The sequence below is a fragment of the Ruegeria sp. YTSA064 genome (assembly GCF_059610325.1).
This window is the reverse complement of record NZ_JBXWNK010000003.1, coordinates 315,036-329,124: the sequence shown is the minus strand read 5'-3', so window position 1 is coordinate 329,124 and position 14,089 is coordinate 315,036. Positions and strand designations below refer to the sequence as shown.

At 56.2% G+C, this 14,089-nt stretch carries 17 protein-coding genes; 7 read left to right on the top strand and 10 right to left on the bottom strand.

From position 1 onward, the window contains the following. Positions 1-5: 5 nt before the first annotated feature. From AC2FI7_RS06535 to AC2FI7_RS06515, 5 genes are read right to left on the bottom strand one after another with little or no spacing between them, the layout of a single operon-like run. A complete protein-coding gene (locus AC2FI7_RS06535; protein WP_010437720.1) occupies positions 6-398 on the bottom strand; it encodes a PTS sugar transporter subunit IIA in 393 nt (130 codons plus the stop codon). After that, positions 395-1,276 carry an RNase adapter RapZ gene (rapZ, locus tag AC2FI7_RS06530; protein WP_029621613.1) on the bottom strand — a complete coding sequence of 294 codons (882 nt, stop codon included), beginning with the start codon at positions 1,274-1,276 and terminating at the stop codon, positions 395-397. Before rapZ ends, AC2FI7_RS06535 begins: the two co-directional genes overlap by 4 nt. Continuing rightward, positions 1,273-1,743, bottom strand: coding sequence for an HPr kinase/phosphorylase (locus AC2FI7_RS06525; protein ID WP_010437718.1), 471 nt, complete (start codon positions 1,741-1,743; stop codon positions 1,273-1,275). The genes rapZ and AC2FI7_RS06525 overlap by 4 nt, the downstream gene beginning before the upstream one ends. 3 nt (positions 1,744-1,746) lie before the next feature. Then, positions 1,747-3,456, bottom strand: coding sequence for an ATP-binding protein (locus AC2FI7_RS06520; RefSeq protein ID WP_496816053.1), 1,710 nt, complete (start codon positions 3,454-3,456; stop codon positions 1,747-1,749). Positions 3,457-3,490: 34 nt separating this feature from the next. After that, positions 3,491-4,195, bottom strand: a complete 705-nt coding sequence (locus AC2FI7_RS06515) for a response regulator transcription factor (protein ID WP_010437716.1) — start codon at positions 4,193-4,195, stop codon at positions 3,491-3,493. Between the two features lie 344 nt (positions 4,196-4,539). On the opposite strand from AC2FI7_RS06515, the gene AC2FI7_RS06510 reads away from it, so the two are divergent. The 3 genes from AC2FI7_RS06510 (at position 4,540) to AC2FI7_RS06500 (ending at position 7,328) form a co-directional block, all read left to right on the top strand. Then, on the top strand, positions 4,540-6,138 hold the full coding sequence (locus tag AC2FI7_RS06510; RefSeq protein ID WP_170781106.1) for a phosphoenolpyruvate carboxykinase: 1,599 nt from the start codon (positions 4,540-4,542) through the stop codon (positions 6,136-6,138). A 324-nt stretch (positions 6,139-6,462) separates the two neighbouring features. After that, on the top strand, positions 6,463-6,753 hold the full coding sequence (locus tag AC2FI7_RS06505) for a hypothetical protein (RefSeq protein ID WP_010437712.1): 291 nt from the start codon (positions 6,463-6,465) through the stop codon (positions 6,751-6,753). Between the two features lie 32 nt (positions 6,754-6,785). Further along, a complete protein-coding gene (locus tag AC2FI7_RS06500) occupies positions 6,786-7,328 on the top strand; it encodes a hypothetical protein (RefSeq protein WP_010437710.1) in 543 nt (180 codons plus the stop codon). Here the strand turns inward: AC2FI7_RS06500 and AC2FI7_RS06495 are convergent. Beyond that, on the bottom strand, positions 7,325-8,089 hold the full coding sequence (locus tag AC2FI7_RS06495) for a sulfite exporter TauE/SafE family protein (RefSeq protein ID WP_010437709.1): 765 nt from the start codon (positions 8,087-8,089) through the stop codon (positions 7,325-7,327). The genes AC2FI7_RS06500 and AC2FI7_RS06495 overlap by 4 nt on opposite strands. A 144-nt stretch (positions 8,090-8,233) precedes the next feature. On the opposite strand from AC2FI7_RS06495, the gene AC2FI7_RS06490 reads away from it, so the two are divergent. From AC2FI7_RS06490 to AC2FI7_RS06480, 3 genes are all read left to right on the top strand, one after another. Then, on the top strand, positions 8,234-9,925 hold the full coding sequence (locus tag AC2FI7_RS06490) for an acyl-CoA dehydrogenase family protein (RefSeq protein ID WP_010437708.1): 1,692 nt from the start codon (positions 8,234-8,236) through the stop codon (positions 9,923-9,925). Between the two features lie 216 nt (positions 9,926-10,141). Then, positions 10,142-10,687, top strand: coding sequence for a hypothetical protein (locus AC2FI7_RS06485; protein WP_010437707.1), 546 nt, complete (start codon positions 10,142-10,144; stop codon positions 10,685-10,687). Positions 10,688-10,699: 12 nt separating this feature from the next. Beyond that, positions 10,700-11,089: an META domain-containing protein gene (locus tag AC2FI7_RS06480; RefSeq protein WP_010437706.1), complete on the top strand. Its 390-nt coding sequence runs from the start codon at positions 10,700-10,702 to the stop codon at positions 11,087-11,089. On the opposite strand, the gene recO is transcribed toward AC2FI7_RS06480, so the two are convergent. Next, positions 11,073-11,798 carry a DNA repair protein RecO gene (gene recO, locus AC2FI7_RS06475; RefSeq protein ID WP_010437705.1) on the bottom strand — a complete coding sequence of 242 codons (726 nt, stop codon included), beginning with the start codon at positions 11,796-11,798 and terminating at the stop codon, positions 11,073-11,075. The genes AC2FI7_RS06480 and recO overlap by 17 nt on opposite strands. Before the next feature lie 163 nt (positions 11,799-11,961). Here recO and AC2FI7_RS06470 point away from each other — a divergent pair, with 163 nt between their 5' ends. Next, positions 11,962-12,351, top strand: coding sequence for a VOC family protein (locus AC2FI7_RS06470; protein WP_010437704.1), 390 nt, complete (start codon positions 11,962-11,964; stop codon positions 12,349-12,351). Between the two features lie 31 nt (positions 12,352-12,382). Here AC2FI7_RS06470 and AC2FI7_RS06465 read toward each other — a convergent pair whose 3' ends face one another. The 3 genes from AC2FI7_RS06465 to era all read right to left on the bottom strand — a co-directional run bounded on the left by AC2FI7_RS06465 (position 12,383) and on the right by era (position 14,052). Beyond that, positions 12,383-12,706 carry a SemiSWEET transporter gene (locus tag AC2FI7_RS06465; RefSeq protein ID WP_010437703.1) on the bottom strand — a complete coding sequence of 108 codons (324 nt, stop codon included), beginning with the start codon at positions 12,704-12,706 and terminating at the stop codon, positions 12,383-12,385. Between the two features lie 111 nt (positions 12,707-12,817). Then, a complete protein-coding gene (locus tag AC2FI7_RS06460) occupies positions 12,818-13,147 on the bottom strand; it encodes a DUF1491 family protein (RefSeq protein WP_010437702.1) in 330 nt (109 codons plus the stop codon). After that, positions 13,144-14,052, bottom strand: a complete 909-nt coding sequence (era, locus tag AC2FI7_RS06455) for a GTPase Era (RefSeq protein ID WP_010437701.1) — start codon at positions 14,050-14,052, stop codon at positions 13,144-13,146. The genes AC2FI7_RS06460 and era overlap by 4 nt, the downstream gene beginning before the upstream one ends. Between the last annotated feature and the right edge of the window lie 37 nt (positions 14,053-14,089).

The following is a 14,089-nucleotide window of genomic DNA, read 5'->3' as shown; positions in this document are numbered from 1 at the left end:
CGGTATCAATCCAGCGTCACATTTTGCGCATTGATGTATTTTCGACCAGCTTCCAGTGCTAAACGCACGGCTTCGGCCAGCGGCAGATGGCGACTTTTGGCCAGTTTAATGAGCATCGGCAGGTTGGCTCCGTAAAGGATTCGCCGATCCTGCGGTGCACACGCGCGCAAGCTGAGATTCGAGGGGCTGCCGCCATACAGGTCGGTCACAACGACAACGCCATCGCCCATATCGACCTTGTCAGCAGCACGACATATCTCAGCTTGTTTTGCCTCGCGATCATGATCAGCTTCGATCGGGATAGCCACCAACCCGGGCTGTTTTCCAACTACATGTTGTGTGGCCGCAAGATATTCGCGCGCCAAACCGCCATGTGCAACAATTACGATCCCGATCACTTCGGCCTCACATTCAATGCGCGTCGTTCCATTTCGCGGTGCCTAATTGCCACCTGCTGGCCCCCTTCCGCAAGGGCCTTTGCAACCGCTTCGGCCACAGCGACTGAGCGATGTTGCCCTCCGGTGCACCCGAACGCGATTGAGAGGTGCGCCTTACCTTCTTCACGGAACGCTGGAAGCAATTCGATCAACAGATCGACAACCCGATCAAAGAATGCCTCAAAGTTCGGATCTGACCGAACATAGGCTGCCACATCCGAATTTCGCCCATCGGCATCACGCAGTTCAGGCCGCCAATAGGGATTGGCCAAAAACCTGCAATCAAACACCATATCCAAACCACGCGGCAAACCCCGTTTGTACGAAAAGGATTCGATCGAAACCGCCAGATGACGCCCTCCTCTAGGGGCGAACCAGCGTTCGACTTCCTCGCGCAACTGGTGAACATTCAGCGTTCGGGTATCGATCAGCGTATCGGCAACCTCGCGAATGGGGGCCAGCAGTTCTTTTTCCTGCCGGATGCCCGTTTCCGGACTGGCATCCGCAGCGACCGGGTGGCGGCGGCGTGTTTCCGAGAACCGGCGCAGCAGCACTTCGTCGCTGCAATCCAAATAGAGAATCGTGAGGTCGACATCTTCCATCCTGCCCAGTTTGGCGGCAAGTTCGATGAAACCGATGGTCGAAAAATCACGATTGCGCGTATCGATACCCAAGGCCATTGGGCGCGTCGGCTCAGAGCTGTCCACAAGACGAACCAGTAAACCCATTGGAAGATTATCAATCGCCTCAAATCCAAGATCTTCCAGTACGTGGATCGCGGTCGAACGCCCGGCGCCAGAGGGGCCCGTAACCAATACGACGCGCGTTTGTGCTATCATGAATTTGGCCATTCCGGGGCCACGCGCCCCATTCTCACAAGTTGAATTAGTCCTGCGGCCAAATTGGGTACCCCAGCGCCCCGAAGCAAGGGAACAGTTCGCTTCAGCACGCAAACGTCAGAAGGCTCGGGCAAACGCGCCGAAGCTGTTTGATCCAGATCCACGATATAAGCCAACGGGACAGGGCCCACGCTAGCAGCCCGTAGCAACCCAATGCCACGCGCCTCAATCAAACCTTCGATTGGCGCGACTGCATTTGCCACAACCTGATCGTTCTGCACAAACATATCGACCCGGTCATCTCCAACCAGCTGAGCACCCAGCGCCATCATCTGCAATGCCAGCCCAGATTTTCCTGCACCCGAAGCACCGATGATCAACACCCCAGAACCTTGCACCGCCACGCAAGTGGCGTGAATGCAAGCCGTCCTTTGATCTGCGATATCCTGGAGCGGGATCGCGTTCATGGTCTAGACAGGAAGCCCGACCACAAACCGTGCGCCCAGCGGGTCCGAAGTGATATCGGCTTCGGTCGGGCGAATGTTTTCGGCCCAGATTACTCCACCATGCGCCTCGACGATCTGCTTCGAAATTGCCAAGCCGAGGCCCGAGTTGTTGCCGAAATGCTCTTCGGGGCGTTGAGAATAAAAGCGTTTGAATATCTTGGTCAGTGCCTGATCAGGGATGCCCGGGCCAGTATCTTCAACGACAATCAGCACACGATTGTCGCGACGGCGGACCCAGACGCGAATGGCGTCATCGTCTTCACAGAAGGAAATCGCGTTGGTGATCAGATTGACAAAAACCTGTGCCAATCGCGCCTCGAGCCCGTTGACCACGATGGGCCCTGCCGGAAAATCAGTGATGTAGTCGATCCCCTTCGAACGGGCGTCTTCACCCAGAAATTGGCTGATATTCCCAAGTAGATTGAGCAGATCAAAGGGCTGCTCTTCTTCTTTTACAAGCTCCGCATCCAGCCGGGACGCGTTTGAGATGTCACTGACAAGACGGTCCAGTCGCCGCACGTCATGTTCGATAACACCCAGCAATTTTTCGCGCTGGTCATCACGTTTAACCATGCGCATGGTTCCGACTGCAGATTGCAAACTGGCGAGAGGGTTTTTGATTTCATGCGCAACATCCGCCGCAAACTGCTCATTTGCGTCGATGCGGTTGTAAAGCGCGGTGACCATCCCGCGCAAAGCTTTGCTTAGGCGACCGATCTCATCCGGTCGGGCGCTGAGATCGGGGATACGGATACGGCCCGGATTTACCCCCGCGCCCCGATCCTTGCCCATCTCGGCAGCGGCGGCCAGATCTGCCAGCGGGTTCGCAATGGTTGAGGCCAGAACAAGGCTCAGACCGATTGAGACCAGCAATGCAACGACAAACATCTGAAGGATGCGCTCTTGCTCTTTTCGGGCCAGCGCATCGATCTCACCTGCAGGGCCTGCCATGGCGACAGCACCAACCGGTACGTCTTCGACAAGAATTGGCGCCACGGCCACAATAACCGTCTTGCCCATGTCGTCCTGAACGGCCTGTACTTGCAGGCGACCATCCAACGCCTGCGGGATCAATTGTTGCACACGTTGTGCCAGTGTTGGCGCTTCAACATCTGTCCTGCTGCTAAAAATGGCGGACAAACCATTCCAAACCGCATTAAGCGCATCGCTGATCAAAGTGCTGCCCGAGACTGTGTCAGCTTCCTGTTGCAGCAGGCTTGGTAGTTCTGAACCTGGCGACACACCGCGTGTCCAACCGATCAGAGTTCCTGTATTATCATATACAAAAACTTCGCCACCCTCGGGAAGGCTAAGCCCGGACAGGGTATCTCGCACGTCCAGCGTTACGGCACCATTTCCCGAAGGTTGTCGCAGTTGGGTTTCAAATACGTTGCTGACGAGCTGTGCATCCCCAACCAAATCGACCGCTGTCTGCTGAACACGCTCTTTGCGCGTGTCGTCCAGATACAGCAAACCCGCCACCAGAATGACCAGGGCAATCAGGTTGAACGTAATGATCCTACGTGCCAGAGGCGAATAGCGCAACGTAAGAAGGTTTCGCCGCGATCGCTTGGCCTGCAGTTCCGCAGACTCGGAATCTTGGGGAATGACCCAGTCATCCCCCAATACGACATCCGCGTCGTGTTCTTGGTTGGCTTGTTCAGTATCGCGCACGAGACCCCTTCGCCTTCTTCACAAACGGCCGCGCCTATTCTTCGTTGTAACGATATCCGATACCATACAGCGTTTCGATCGCCGAAAAATCCGGATCAGCGGCCCGCATCTTCTTGCGCAGGCGTTTGATATGGCTGTCGATGGTCCGATCGTCCACATAGACCTGATCATCATAAGCGACATCCATCAACTGATCACGGCTTTTTACAAATCCCGGACGCTGTGCCAGTGCCTGCAGCAACAGGAATTCGGTTACAGTCAGAGAGACATCATTGCCTTTCCAGCTTACCGAATGGCGCAGCGGGTCCATCCGCAGCTCACCGCGTTCCATTACCTTGGTGTCCCCGGTCGCAACGCTGGTTGCATCCCCTTCTACCGCTTCCTGACGACGCAGCAGCGCCCGGATGCGCTCGACCAGAAGGCGTTGCGAGAACGGTTTCTTAACATAGTCATCTGCGCCCATCCGAAGGCCCAGAACCTCGTCGATTTCATCATCTTTTGAGGTCAGGAAGATAACCGGCATCTGCGTTTTCTGCCTGAGCCTCTGTAGCAGATCCATGCCGTCCATCCGCGGCATCTTGATATCCAGAACGGCCATATCCGGAAGTTTCTTATTGAACGCATCCAGCGCTGCCTGCCCATCATTATATGTTTCGACCTCAAACCCTTCGGCTTCGAGGGTCATGGATACTGACGTCAGGATATTTCTGTCGTCATCCACAAGTGCAATCTTTGACATCGGGTTCACCCCTATTCCTGCTCACTCGCGCAATAATACGCTTTTTTGTAAGACATTGTTGGCGGTTTTGAGCAACCGAATCAACTCGTAACCTCGAATCATGCCTTTCTTGCGGCAGGTATGCGGCAAATTTGCCTTGCTGCGCCCAAATAGCTGCCTTGATTTACAGCAGACAAATCGTGATGGCGCTAAACCTCAACTTGGTTGCGCTAACTCCTACCAACCCTCCTGTTCATGTCCCAAAATACCGTGATAAGAGGCGCTTGACCGCCGGCTTTTTCCGGTATCCGCCCCAATGGCGCACCCGGCCCTAGGCCCTCGCGCCGCCACAGGAGAAGACACACATGACATCTGGACGGGTTAACCCGCAATTCCGCCTCGAAGATCAGGGCATCGAGGGTCTGGGCAATGTCTATTACAACTTCATGGAACCGGCGCTGATCGAAGAGGCACTGAAGCGCGGCGAAGGCACCCTTGGCAATGGCGGCGCATTTCTGGTCACCACCGGCAAGTTCACTGGCCGCTCGCCAAAGGACAAGCACGTCGTCAAGACCGACAGCGTCGCCGACAGCATCTGGTGGGAGAACAATGCCGCGATGAGCCCCGAAGGCTTTGATGCGCTGTACGATGATATGCTGGCCCATATGAAAGGCCGCGATTACTTTGTGCAGGACCTCGTGGGCGGTGCCGATCCCAGCTATTCGATCAATGTGCGTATGGTCACTGAGTTGGCTTGGCACAATCTGTTCATCCGCCACCTGCTGCGCCGCCCGGATCGTGAGGATCTGGATGAGTTCACTGCGGATTTCACCGTCATCAATTGCCCCAGCTTTCAGGCCGACCCGGCCAAGCACAACTGCCGCAGCGAGACGGTGATTGCGATGAACTTCGATCGCAAGCTGATCCTGATCGGCGGCACCGAATATGCTGGCGAGAACAAGAAGTCGGTCTTCACCCTACTGAACTACATGCTGCCCGAAAAAGGCGTGATGCCGATGCACTGCTCGGCCAACCATGCGGTCGGCAACCCGGTCGACACCGCCGTGTTCTTCGGCCTGTCCGGCACCGGCAAGACCACCCTCTCCGCCGACCCGTCCCGCACATTGATCGGCGATGACGAACACGGCTGGTCGGATCGAGGCACCTTCAACTTCGAAGGCGGTTGCTATGCCAAGACGATCAACCTGAACGCCGAGGCCGAGCCCGAGATTTACGCGACCACCTCGAAATTCGGCACCGTAATCGAGAATATGGTCTTCGACGCTGAGACCAAAGAGCTCGATTTCAACGACGATTCTTTGACCGCAAACATGCGCTGCGCTTATCCGTTGGAGTACATTTCAAACGCCTCCAGCAACGCCCTAGGTGGACATCCCAAAAACATCATCATGCTGACCTGCGATGCTTTTGGTGTTCTGCCACCGATCGCTCGGCTGACCCCTGCGCAGGCAATGTACCACTTCCTTTCTGGCTTTACCTCGAAGGTGGCCGGAACAGAGCGCGGCATCACCGAGCCTCAGCCGACCTTCTCTACCTGCTTTGGTGCGCCCTTCATGCCACGCCGCCCCGAAGCCTATGGCAACCTGCTGCGCGACAAGATTGCCCAGCACGGGGCAACCTGCTGGTTGGTCAACACAGGCTGGACCGGCGGCGCCTATGGCGTTGGCAGTCGGATGCCGATCAAGGCCACCCGCGCCCTGCTGACGGCGGCACTTGAAGGATCACTGACTGACGCCGAGTTCCGCAAAGACGCCAATTTCGGATTTGACGTACCTGTCTCAGTACCGGGAGTGCCCGAAGTGCTACTGGACCCGCGTCGCACCTGGGACGATCAGAAAGCGTTCGACAAGCAAGCGGAAAAGCTGGTGCAGATGTTTGCCGAAAATTTCGAACAATATCTGCCCTTCATTGATGAAGATATCAAAGCCGTTGCAATCGGCTGATTAGAAATGGGGGCTCTAGCCGCCCCCATTTCATTTTGGATTACGCAGCGGCAGCCCAATCTAACAAACAAGTTCATTGCGAGAACGCGCCATTTGCGCTATCGCAATATACCGATGAAGAGATGGTACCGATGTTTTCGGCAGCGGCGACCATTGAAATTGGACAGTTGGGCGACCCGGGCGATTCCACTCTCAACACGCTTCGGGCCGCACTTGAAAGTGGCTATTACTTCCACATGGGGATGGTGTCGGATAGATGTGTTTCAAAGGTCCTAGCCTTTCGACGTGCCTCGATCTGACACGGTAGTAGATAATAGGCAAGTTATGACAGAAATTTCAAAACTCACCGAACTGCGCAAACTGATGCAGAGCATGGAACGCACCTTGGGGCTAGAAGAGTTATCCCCGGTTGAGCGCGACATCTATTACGCCGCGGAAGAGTTGTCGAAAAGCAATACCGAAGTGCGCACCTTCGGCCTGATCGAGCATACGCTGGTCAAAAGCGTTTCTCGTCCGACCTTTTTCCGCGCCCTCAAGTCTTTGGTTCAAAAGGGCTATCTTTCGCAAAGCGGAAGCGCCAATCGTGGGCGGTATTTGGTTCATGCACCCAGGTGATTGCTGCCTGAAATCTGAAAACGGCTAATCCCGTGAACAGATGGGCCTCTGACACCTTCTTTGCCTCTTTGGCCTATGTTGCCGCATCACTCGTTACATTCGAGATTCTGATGCCGCTTCAGAACGAATTTTTTCCCGCATACCCCAGCCACGCCAGCCTGTTGTTCCTGCCGCATGGCGTGCGGGTTCTGGCCGCATGGTTACTGGGGTGGCGGGCAATTTTTGCACTTTTGCCCGGCGTCTTTGTTGTCTTTGCAATGGTGGGCGGATGGGACGTTTTCCTGCCCAGCAGATTGCTGGCAATTGCCATAGCTGTAACAATCGTGCCCGCCGTGTTTTACGCGTGCAAAGCGGTAGGATGGGATCTTTTTCCACGCTCTGATCGCAATCCCTGCTGGCCCTGCGTGATGGGAGTTGGGATTGTCACTTCGGTTTTGGTTTCAATCCTGACCAACACGGCCTTTGGCAGTACAGCTGCCGAATATGTCGCGTTTCTGATTGGCGACATCTCAGGCTTGTTCTTTTTGATGTTGGGTCTCTATTTCGCGTTCCGTTTTGCTGAAAGGCGTGGTTAACCCAACAGTCCGCGCCTGAGCAAATTCAATCCGGCGATCAACAGAACCAACAGTGTAAGTTTGCGAAACTGGGTCTGATCAATCCGGTCCTGAAGGAACAGACCTCCTCGCATGCCTACAAGGGCCGGAAGAACCAGCATTGCAGAGAACAATGCCGTTTCACCCCTCAGAACACCTGAGCCCAAATGCGCGACCACCAGGGCCACCGCCCCTAGGCCATAAATTACACCCTGAACACGCATCTGATCTTTCTTTGGTGTATTCAACGCCGTCAGATAGGCCACAGTTGGTGGCCCCCATACGCCAGAGATGCCTCCGACCGCCCCTGCTACTGCGCCGACCACCGCCTCGACCCCGACGGAGGGTGCCTTCAATGTAAGTCTGAGCCCAAGTATCTGAATCAGCGCAAAGAAGGTTATCGGCACGCCGAGCACCAGTAGGTAATCCTGAGGTGTCAAAATATTAATCAATTGAGCACTCGCCAGCAGGCAGATTAACCCAACTGCCAGAAATACACGGAATTTACGAACCGATACCGCTGCGGCGACCACGCCATCCCGCAAGGCCTGTACACCATTAGTAACAAGGGTCGGCAGGATGAGGCCTGCCAACGCAAATTCGGGGGGCAGCATCATACTCAGCCCGGATATCAGCACCATTGGCATAGCAAATCCCACCATGCCTTTGACCCACCCCGCCACAAAAGCGACGATCAACGCCAGGTACATTTCCTGCGGTGAAATGAGCGAAAACAGATCCATCTGCCCTTCATATCAGGCCGAGATTTTTCTGCATTGCAAAAGTGATATGGTAATAATTGAACTTTTTATGTGCTATTTGTGTATTTTTGTTGCGCTGCACGTGCAGCATGATATGACCAGACGACCCAGTAAAGGACGTGATTCATGGCCCATGATGGACAGGACTTGACGAACATGATGCAGCAAGCGGTATTACCTGATCTTCTGACATTGACTGCAGCGGCCTTACCGGCGGTTGAAACTGTGTTCGACAAGGCCCGTGCATCGGTGCGTGCCATGGTCACTAGCGATGACCGCATCTCGGGCGCGTTGATCGAAGCAAACCAGACAGCCGCTCACGGTTTGGCATGGCTGGCAACTTACCGGCAATCTTTGCAGCAGATGCAACGCTGGGCCGAGGCACTTCAAGCTGAAGGTAAGTTCAGTGAGATGGAGCAGTTGCTGCACCAGATCGCCTTTGGCGAATACCTGCATCAGATCGCGGGTGGCATTCCGATGAATCAGGGTGAGGTAGTGCGTTTGCAGGACCTTGGTCTTGGCTGGGACGCCTTGTCCGGGTTCCAGTGCCGTGAAGTGCAAACCCTGATGGCGCAGGCCAATTCTCAGGCCGCGCGCACCCGTCTGGTTGAGCTTATGCAGGATCAATCCGGTGCGACCATGTTCGGCGCGTCGGGTCTGGATGATGAGCTGGAGATGATCCGTGATCAGTTCCGCCGTTATGCGCAGGAAAAGGTCGAGCCCAACGCCCATGAATGGCACCTGAAAGACGAATTGATCCCAATTGAGATCATCGAAGAACTGGCCGAAATGGGCGTGTTCGGCCTGACCATCCCCGAGGAATACGGCGGCTTCGGTCTGTCCAAAGCGTCGATGTGCGTGGTCTCGGAAGAGCTTTCGCGCGGTTATATCGGCGTGGGCTCATTGGGCACGCGGTCCGAGATAGCGGCTGAACTGATCATCGCTGGCGGCACAGATGAGCAAAAAGCTAACTGGCTGCCGAAACTTGCCAGTGCTGAGATCCTGCCGACCGCCGTTTTCACTGAGCCCAACACAGGATCGGATCTGGGCAGCCTGCGCACGCGTGCCGTAAAAGGTGAAGATGGCAACTATGAGATAACAGGCAATAAAACATGGATCACCCACGCCGCCCGCACGCATGTGATGACTCTACTGGCGCGTACCAACCCTGATAGCTCCGATCACCGTGGTCTGTCCATGTTTCTGGCTGAAAAGACCCCCGGAACCGATGAGAACCCCTTCCCCACACCCGGTATGACAGGCGGCGAGATCGAAGTGCTGGGCTATCGTGGCATGAAAGAATACGAGCTGGGCTTTGACGGCTTTGAAGTGAAGGGGGAGAACCTGTTAGGTGGCGAAGAAGGCAAAGGTTTCAAACAGTTGATGGAGACCTTCGAGAGCGCCCGCATCCAGACCGCCGCCCGCGCCATCGGCGTCGCTCAGAGCGCTTTGGACATCGCCATGCAATACGCACAAGATAGAAAGCAGTTCGGCAAGGCGCTGATCAACTTCCCCCGGGTCTCGGGCAAGCTGGCGATGATGGCGGTTGAGATCATGATCGCACGGCAGCTCACTTATTTCTCTGCATGGGAAAAAGACCACGGCCAGCGCTGTGACCTTGAGGCGGGGATGGCCAAACTGCTGGGGGCCCGGGTTGCCTGGGCTGCGGCGGATAACGGGTTGCAGATTCACGGCGGTAACGGCTTCGCGCTGGAATATAAAATTAGCCGCGTGCTTTGTGACGCGCGCATCCTAAATATCTTTGAAGGCGCCGCAGAAATACAGGCGCAAGTCATCGCGCGTCGGTTGCTGGGCTGACGCCCGGTTCGATGCGGTTTCCCCAACTGAACCCGGCCTTGTGCCGGGTTTTCTTTATCTTCCGTGTTGTACAGGCACCAAGGCGCAAATGTTCCGAGTTGTACTACCTGGCTTTGTGATCGTCTGGGCAAAACTTCCCCCTCGGATCGGGGGCCGGAATCAGTTAAAGGGCGGTGAACGGAACCGGCACCTATGTCGGCCAGAGGAGACTCGAGCGTGAAGATCATCATTGCAATTTTGGCCACCTGCCTGGCCCTTGCCGGGTGCGCCTCGGCCCCGACAACGACGGGCTCGAATGACGTCGACAAACTGACGCTGGCCATTCAGCAGCTTGGTCCCGAGGTTGATCCACGCGAAGCCCGCCGCGCTGCCGAGATATCCTATGCCTATTCCAGCCAATTGAAGCAGGACTGGAAAGTCACCGATCCGGCGATCATCCACAACGCAAAGGTCATAAATGGGTTTCGTGAGAAGGGCCTATGTAATGACTGGGCGCAAGCCATGACCACGCGACTGAAACAAGAAAGTTTCCGTACGCTGGATTTGCACTGGGTTACCTCCCCACCGACGGCGTTTCGGATCATTCATCATTCGGCCCTGATCAGCGCCAAGGGTGCTCCCATGGACGAGGGCATCATCCTGGACCCGTGGCGCAACAGCGGGGTGTTGTTCTGGGCACCCGTGCGTGAGGATACCAAGTACAACTGGCGGCCCCGTCTTGAAGTGCGCGAAGAATTGATCAGCGGCGTGAACCCATACTGATAGGATATTGCGATGTTACGTCTGGCCCTGCTTCTGCCTCTGGCCTTGTTTCAATGCAACGAGGATGAAACCGTTGCCGCCTATGGCGCGGCGGATCAGACATGGGCACTGCAGGAAATTGACGGAGAGCCCTTCGAAGCCAGCGCATTGCTGCGCTTTCCCGAAGAGGGGCGTATCGAAGGCAATGCCCCCTGCAACACTTATTCGGGCAAGCTTAATGCCCCCTACCCTTGGTTCGAGATCGCCGATCTGGCCGCCACCCGCGCAGCCTGTGACGGGCTTGAGGCCGAAGGTTTTTACTTCGCTGCACTGATGGCGATGACACAATCCGAAGTATCCGGCGATGTGCTGATCCTGCGCAACGAGGACGGGCACGAGATGGTATTCAAAGCCGTCGAGTAAACTGCGCCACAAAGCGTGCACGGGCATCAGGCAGCGGCGTATGGCCCAAAGCCGGGGCCAGGTGGTTTTCCAGAAAATGCCCGGTAGTGCGCAGAGCCTGCGCGATCTCCGCATCCGGCGCAGCCCCTTCGCCACGCAGACAGGGGGGCAGTGGCAACAGCTTGTCGGCCCACTCCCCTGCCCCAGCTGCACTGACCGCGCGACCGGTTTTGGGCGAGACATAAATCAGCCCCTCACGCACGCCGGTCACAGCACAGGCCGACAGATCGAGGCCAAAGCCCAGCTCTTCTAGAAGCGCCAGTTCCCAGCGCAGATAAGCAAGTGGCCAAACTTCATCCTGTCCCAACAAATCCATCAACTGTTCGGTTTGCTTATAAATCGAGGGGTGTGGCTCGCGCTCGGGAAGGCAGAAGGACAATAACGCCACCACCGCGTTCAGCCCGGCCAGTGCCAACCGACCTGAAAATGCAGCGGCGGCACGGGAACGCATGGGTTCGACCTGAAAAGTGCCCAGATGCTCTTCAAGCCGCGCACGCCAAAGTACGTCCAACTGCGCGCCCGGTTGCAAGTTCGGCGCGATCTTGCGGCTAGTGCCTCCGCGCACAATACCTGCATGGCGGCCATGAGTTTCGGTAAAAACCTCGATAATGGCCGCCGTCTCACCATGGCGGCGAGAGGTCAGAAGTATGCCGTGATCACGCCAATCCAATTTCGGCCTCGTTAGGTCACCAGATATGCCTGCAGGAAATCTTATGGCCGTTGCAGGTTCAAGGTACAAATAAGTCTGGTCGGAACAGTAGGAAAAACCGGTTGCGTGAGGTGGGTTCAGCGACTAATGTTCGCTATATGTTCTAATTACTGGGATTTGAGAAATGTCTCTGAACTATGTCATGATTGGCTCAAATGATGTTGCCAAAGCACGCAGCTACTACGACGCGGTTGTCCCTCAGTTAGGTGGGAAAGTAATCGCCGAATACATGCCACATGCAGTTTGCTATGAGCTGCGCGGTGGCGGCAGCATGTGGGTCGCAACGCCCTTCGACAAAGAGGTTGCAACTGTCGGAAACGGCAACATGGTTGGCCTGCTATGTCAAAGCGAAGCGGAAGTACGTGAGGTGCACGCCGCCGCTATTGCCAATGGCGGTACTAACGAGGGCGATCCGGGTGAACGCCCGCAATATGGACCGAACTTCTACGGCGCCTATGCCCGCGACCCGGATGGGAACAAAATGAGCTTCGTCTATTTTAGTGAGGCAGACTAATCGAGTTGTCGCCAACTGCATGGCGGGGTTGCTAGAATGTGACCCCGGCATGGATTAGGATGCCGATGACCATCATCAGGTTCAAGATCATGGAAAGGCCGTTGCCCACATAGATGGGCAGCTTGCCGACCACCAGCCCGTAAGAGAACCACAAAAACGACAGCCCCGCATAAAGCGACCACGAGAGCAGCGACTGGCCGGTGGCGTGTTCGGAATGGGTAAAATAAAGCTTGATCAGTTGCGGCAACGTGGCGAAGGGGCCGACCACTCCGATGAAGACCATAAAGCCCTCGAACCGCTGCATCCAATGGCCGAGATTTGACTTTTCCAGTTTCTGGGCAAGTGTTTCAGCCACTCAATTCCCCTCCTGTTCCTGCGGCACCCGATAGGCCGGTCGTTCGTTCAGCCTGTTTCAGAGCAAAATAGTCGCTTTGTGCCGGGCATCCAAGATTAATTGCTGGGCGCGCTAGTCCAAACCTTCTTCACCCAGTAAGTGCCGGCCTTGCCGGTCTTCAACCTCGATTACCCAGAGATCAGGGTCAAAACTGCGTTGGCGGGTGATGGCGTTGTCCACCTCGCCCTCGGGGCCGGAAGAGAGTTCCACCCATTTACGCTCACCGCTCATCAGATCAAAACTGCGCTGAAACGCGGTTGCCTGCCCGTCAAGCGTATTCAGCTTGATCAGCACCGCGCCGGCGGTGTCGTCACCATGGGCCACGACAAAAGCTGGTATTTCCTGAAACCGCAGCCGCGCCAGATAGGCATGCACCCAGAATTCCGCCGTCAGTCGGGTCATCCGTTACCGTCTTTGAAATCCAGACCCATTTCCGAATAACGCTCGGATTCTTCCAGCCAGTTGGGCCGGACCTTCACCTGTAGGAACAGGTGGATCTTTCGGTCGAGGAATTCTTCTAGTTCCGCCCGTGCGGCCTGACTGACAGCCTTGATCGTCTCACCGCGTTTGCCCAGCACAATGCCTTTGTGACCGTCGCGCATGACATAGATGACCTGATCAATCTTGGCCGAACCGTCCTTACGCTCTTCCCAGTTCTCGGTCTCGACAGTCAGCTGATAGGGCAGTTCCTGATGCAGGCGCAGGGTCAGCTTCTCGCGCGTCATCTCAGCGGCGATCATGCGCAGGGGCAAATCAGCGATCTGGTCTTCGGGGTAGAGCCACGGGCCTTCGGGCAGTTCCGAGGCGAGCCATTTGCGCAGATCGTCAACGCCGTGGCCTTTCTCGGCCGAGATCATGAAGGTCTCGGCAAAGGGATAGCGCGCGTTCAGGTCACTGGTGAGCGCCAACAGCTTCTCGGACGGCACCTTGTCGATCTTGTTGATCGCGAGAGCGATGGTGCGGCCCTGCCCGATCTCTTCCAGCCCTTCGAGGATGCGTTCAACCCCTTCGGTGATACCGCGATGCGCCTCGACCATCAGGACGACCACGTCGGCATCTGCCGCCCCGCCCCAGGCTGCGGCGACCATGGCGCGGTCGAGCCGGCGGCGGGGCTTGAAAAGGCCCGGTGTGTCCACAAAGACCAGTTGCGCATCACCCTCCATCGCCACGCCGCGAATGCGTGCGCGGGTGGTCTGCACCTTATGCGTCACTATCGAGACCTTGGCCCCGACCATGCGGTTCAGAAGGGTGGATTTGCCTGCGTTGGGCTCTCCGATCAGGGCGATAAATCCGGCGCGTGTGGTCATGTGTGTTGCGATCCTGTTTGCAAGTGCGCACCCCTAT

Bases quoted from the DNA above. Each gene is read 5' to 3' on its own strand.
- era (WP_010437701.1), bottom strand. From the start codon at position 14,052: ATGACCACACGCGCCGGATTTATCGCCCTGATCGGAGAGCCCAACGCA.
- AC2FI7_RS06460 (WP_010437702.1), bottom strand. From the start codon at position 13,147: ATGACCCGACTGACGGCGGAATTCTGGGTGCATGCCTATCTGGCGCGG.
- AC2FI7_RS06495 (WP_010437709.1), bottom strand. From the start codon at position 8,089: ATGGATCTGTTTTCGCTCATTTCACCGCAGGAAATGTACCTGGCGTTG.
- AC2FI7_RS06525 (WP_010437718.1), bottom strand. From the start codon at position 1,743: ATGAACGCGATCCCGCTCCAGGATATCGCAGATCAAAGGACGGCTTGC.
- AC2FI7_RS06510 (WP_170781106.1), top strand. From the start codon at position 4,540: ATGACATCTGGACGGGTTAACCCGCAATTCCGCCTCGAAGATCAGGGC.
- AC2FI7_RS06490 (WP_010437708.1), top strand. From the start codon at position 8,234: ATGGCCCATGATGGACAGGACTTGACGAACATGATGCAGCAAGCGGTA.
- rapZ (WP_029621613.1), bottom strand. From the start codon at position 1,276: ATGATAGCACAAACGCGCGTCGTATTGGTTACGGGCCCCTCTGGCGCC.
- AC2FI7_RS06515 (WP_010437716.1), bottom strand. From the start codon at position 4,195: ATGTCAAAGATTGCACTTGTGGATGACGACAGAAATATCCTGACGTCA.
- AC2FI7_RS06505 (WP_010437712.1), top strand. From the start codon at position 6,463: ATGACAGAAATTTCAAAACTCACCGAACTGCGCAAACTGATGCAGAGC.
- AC2FI7_RS06480 (WP_010437706.1), top strand. From the start codon at position 10,700: ATGTTACGTCTGGCCCTGCTTCTGCCTCTGGCCTTGTTTCAATGCAAC.
- AC2FI7_RS06470 (WP_010437704.1), top strand. From the start codon at position 11,962: ATGTCTCTGAACTATGTCATGATTGGCTCAAATGATGTTGCCAAAGCA.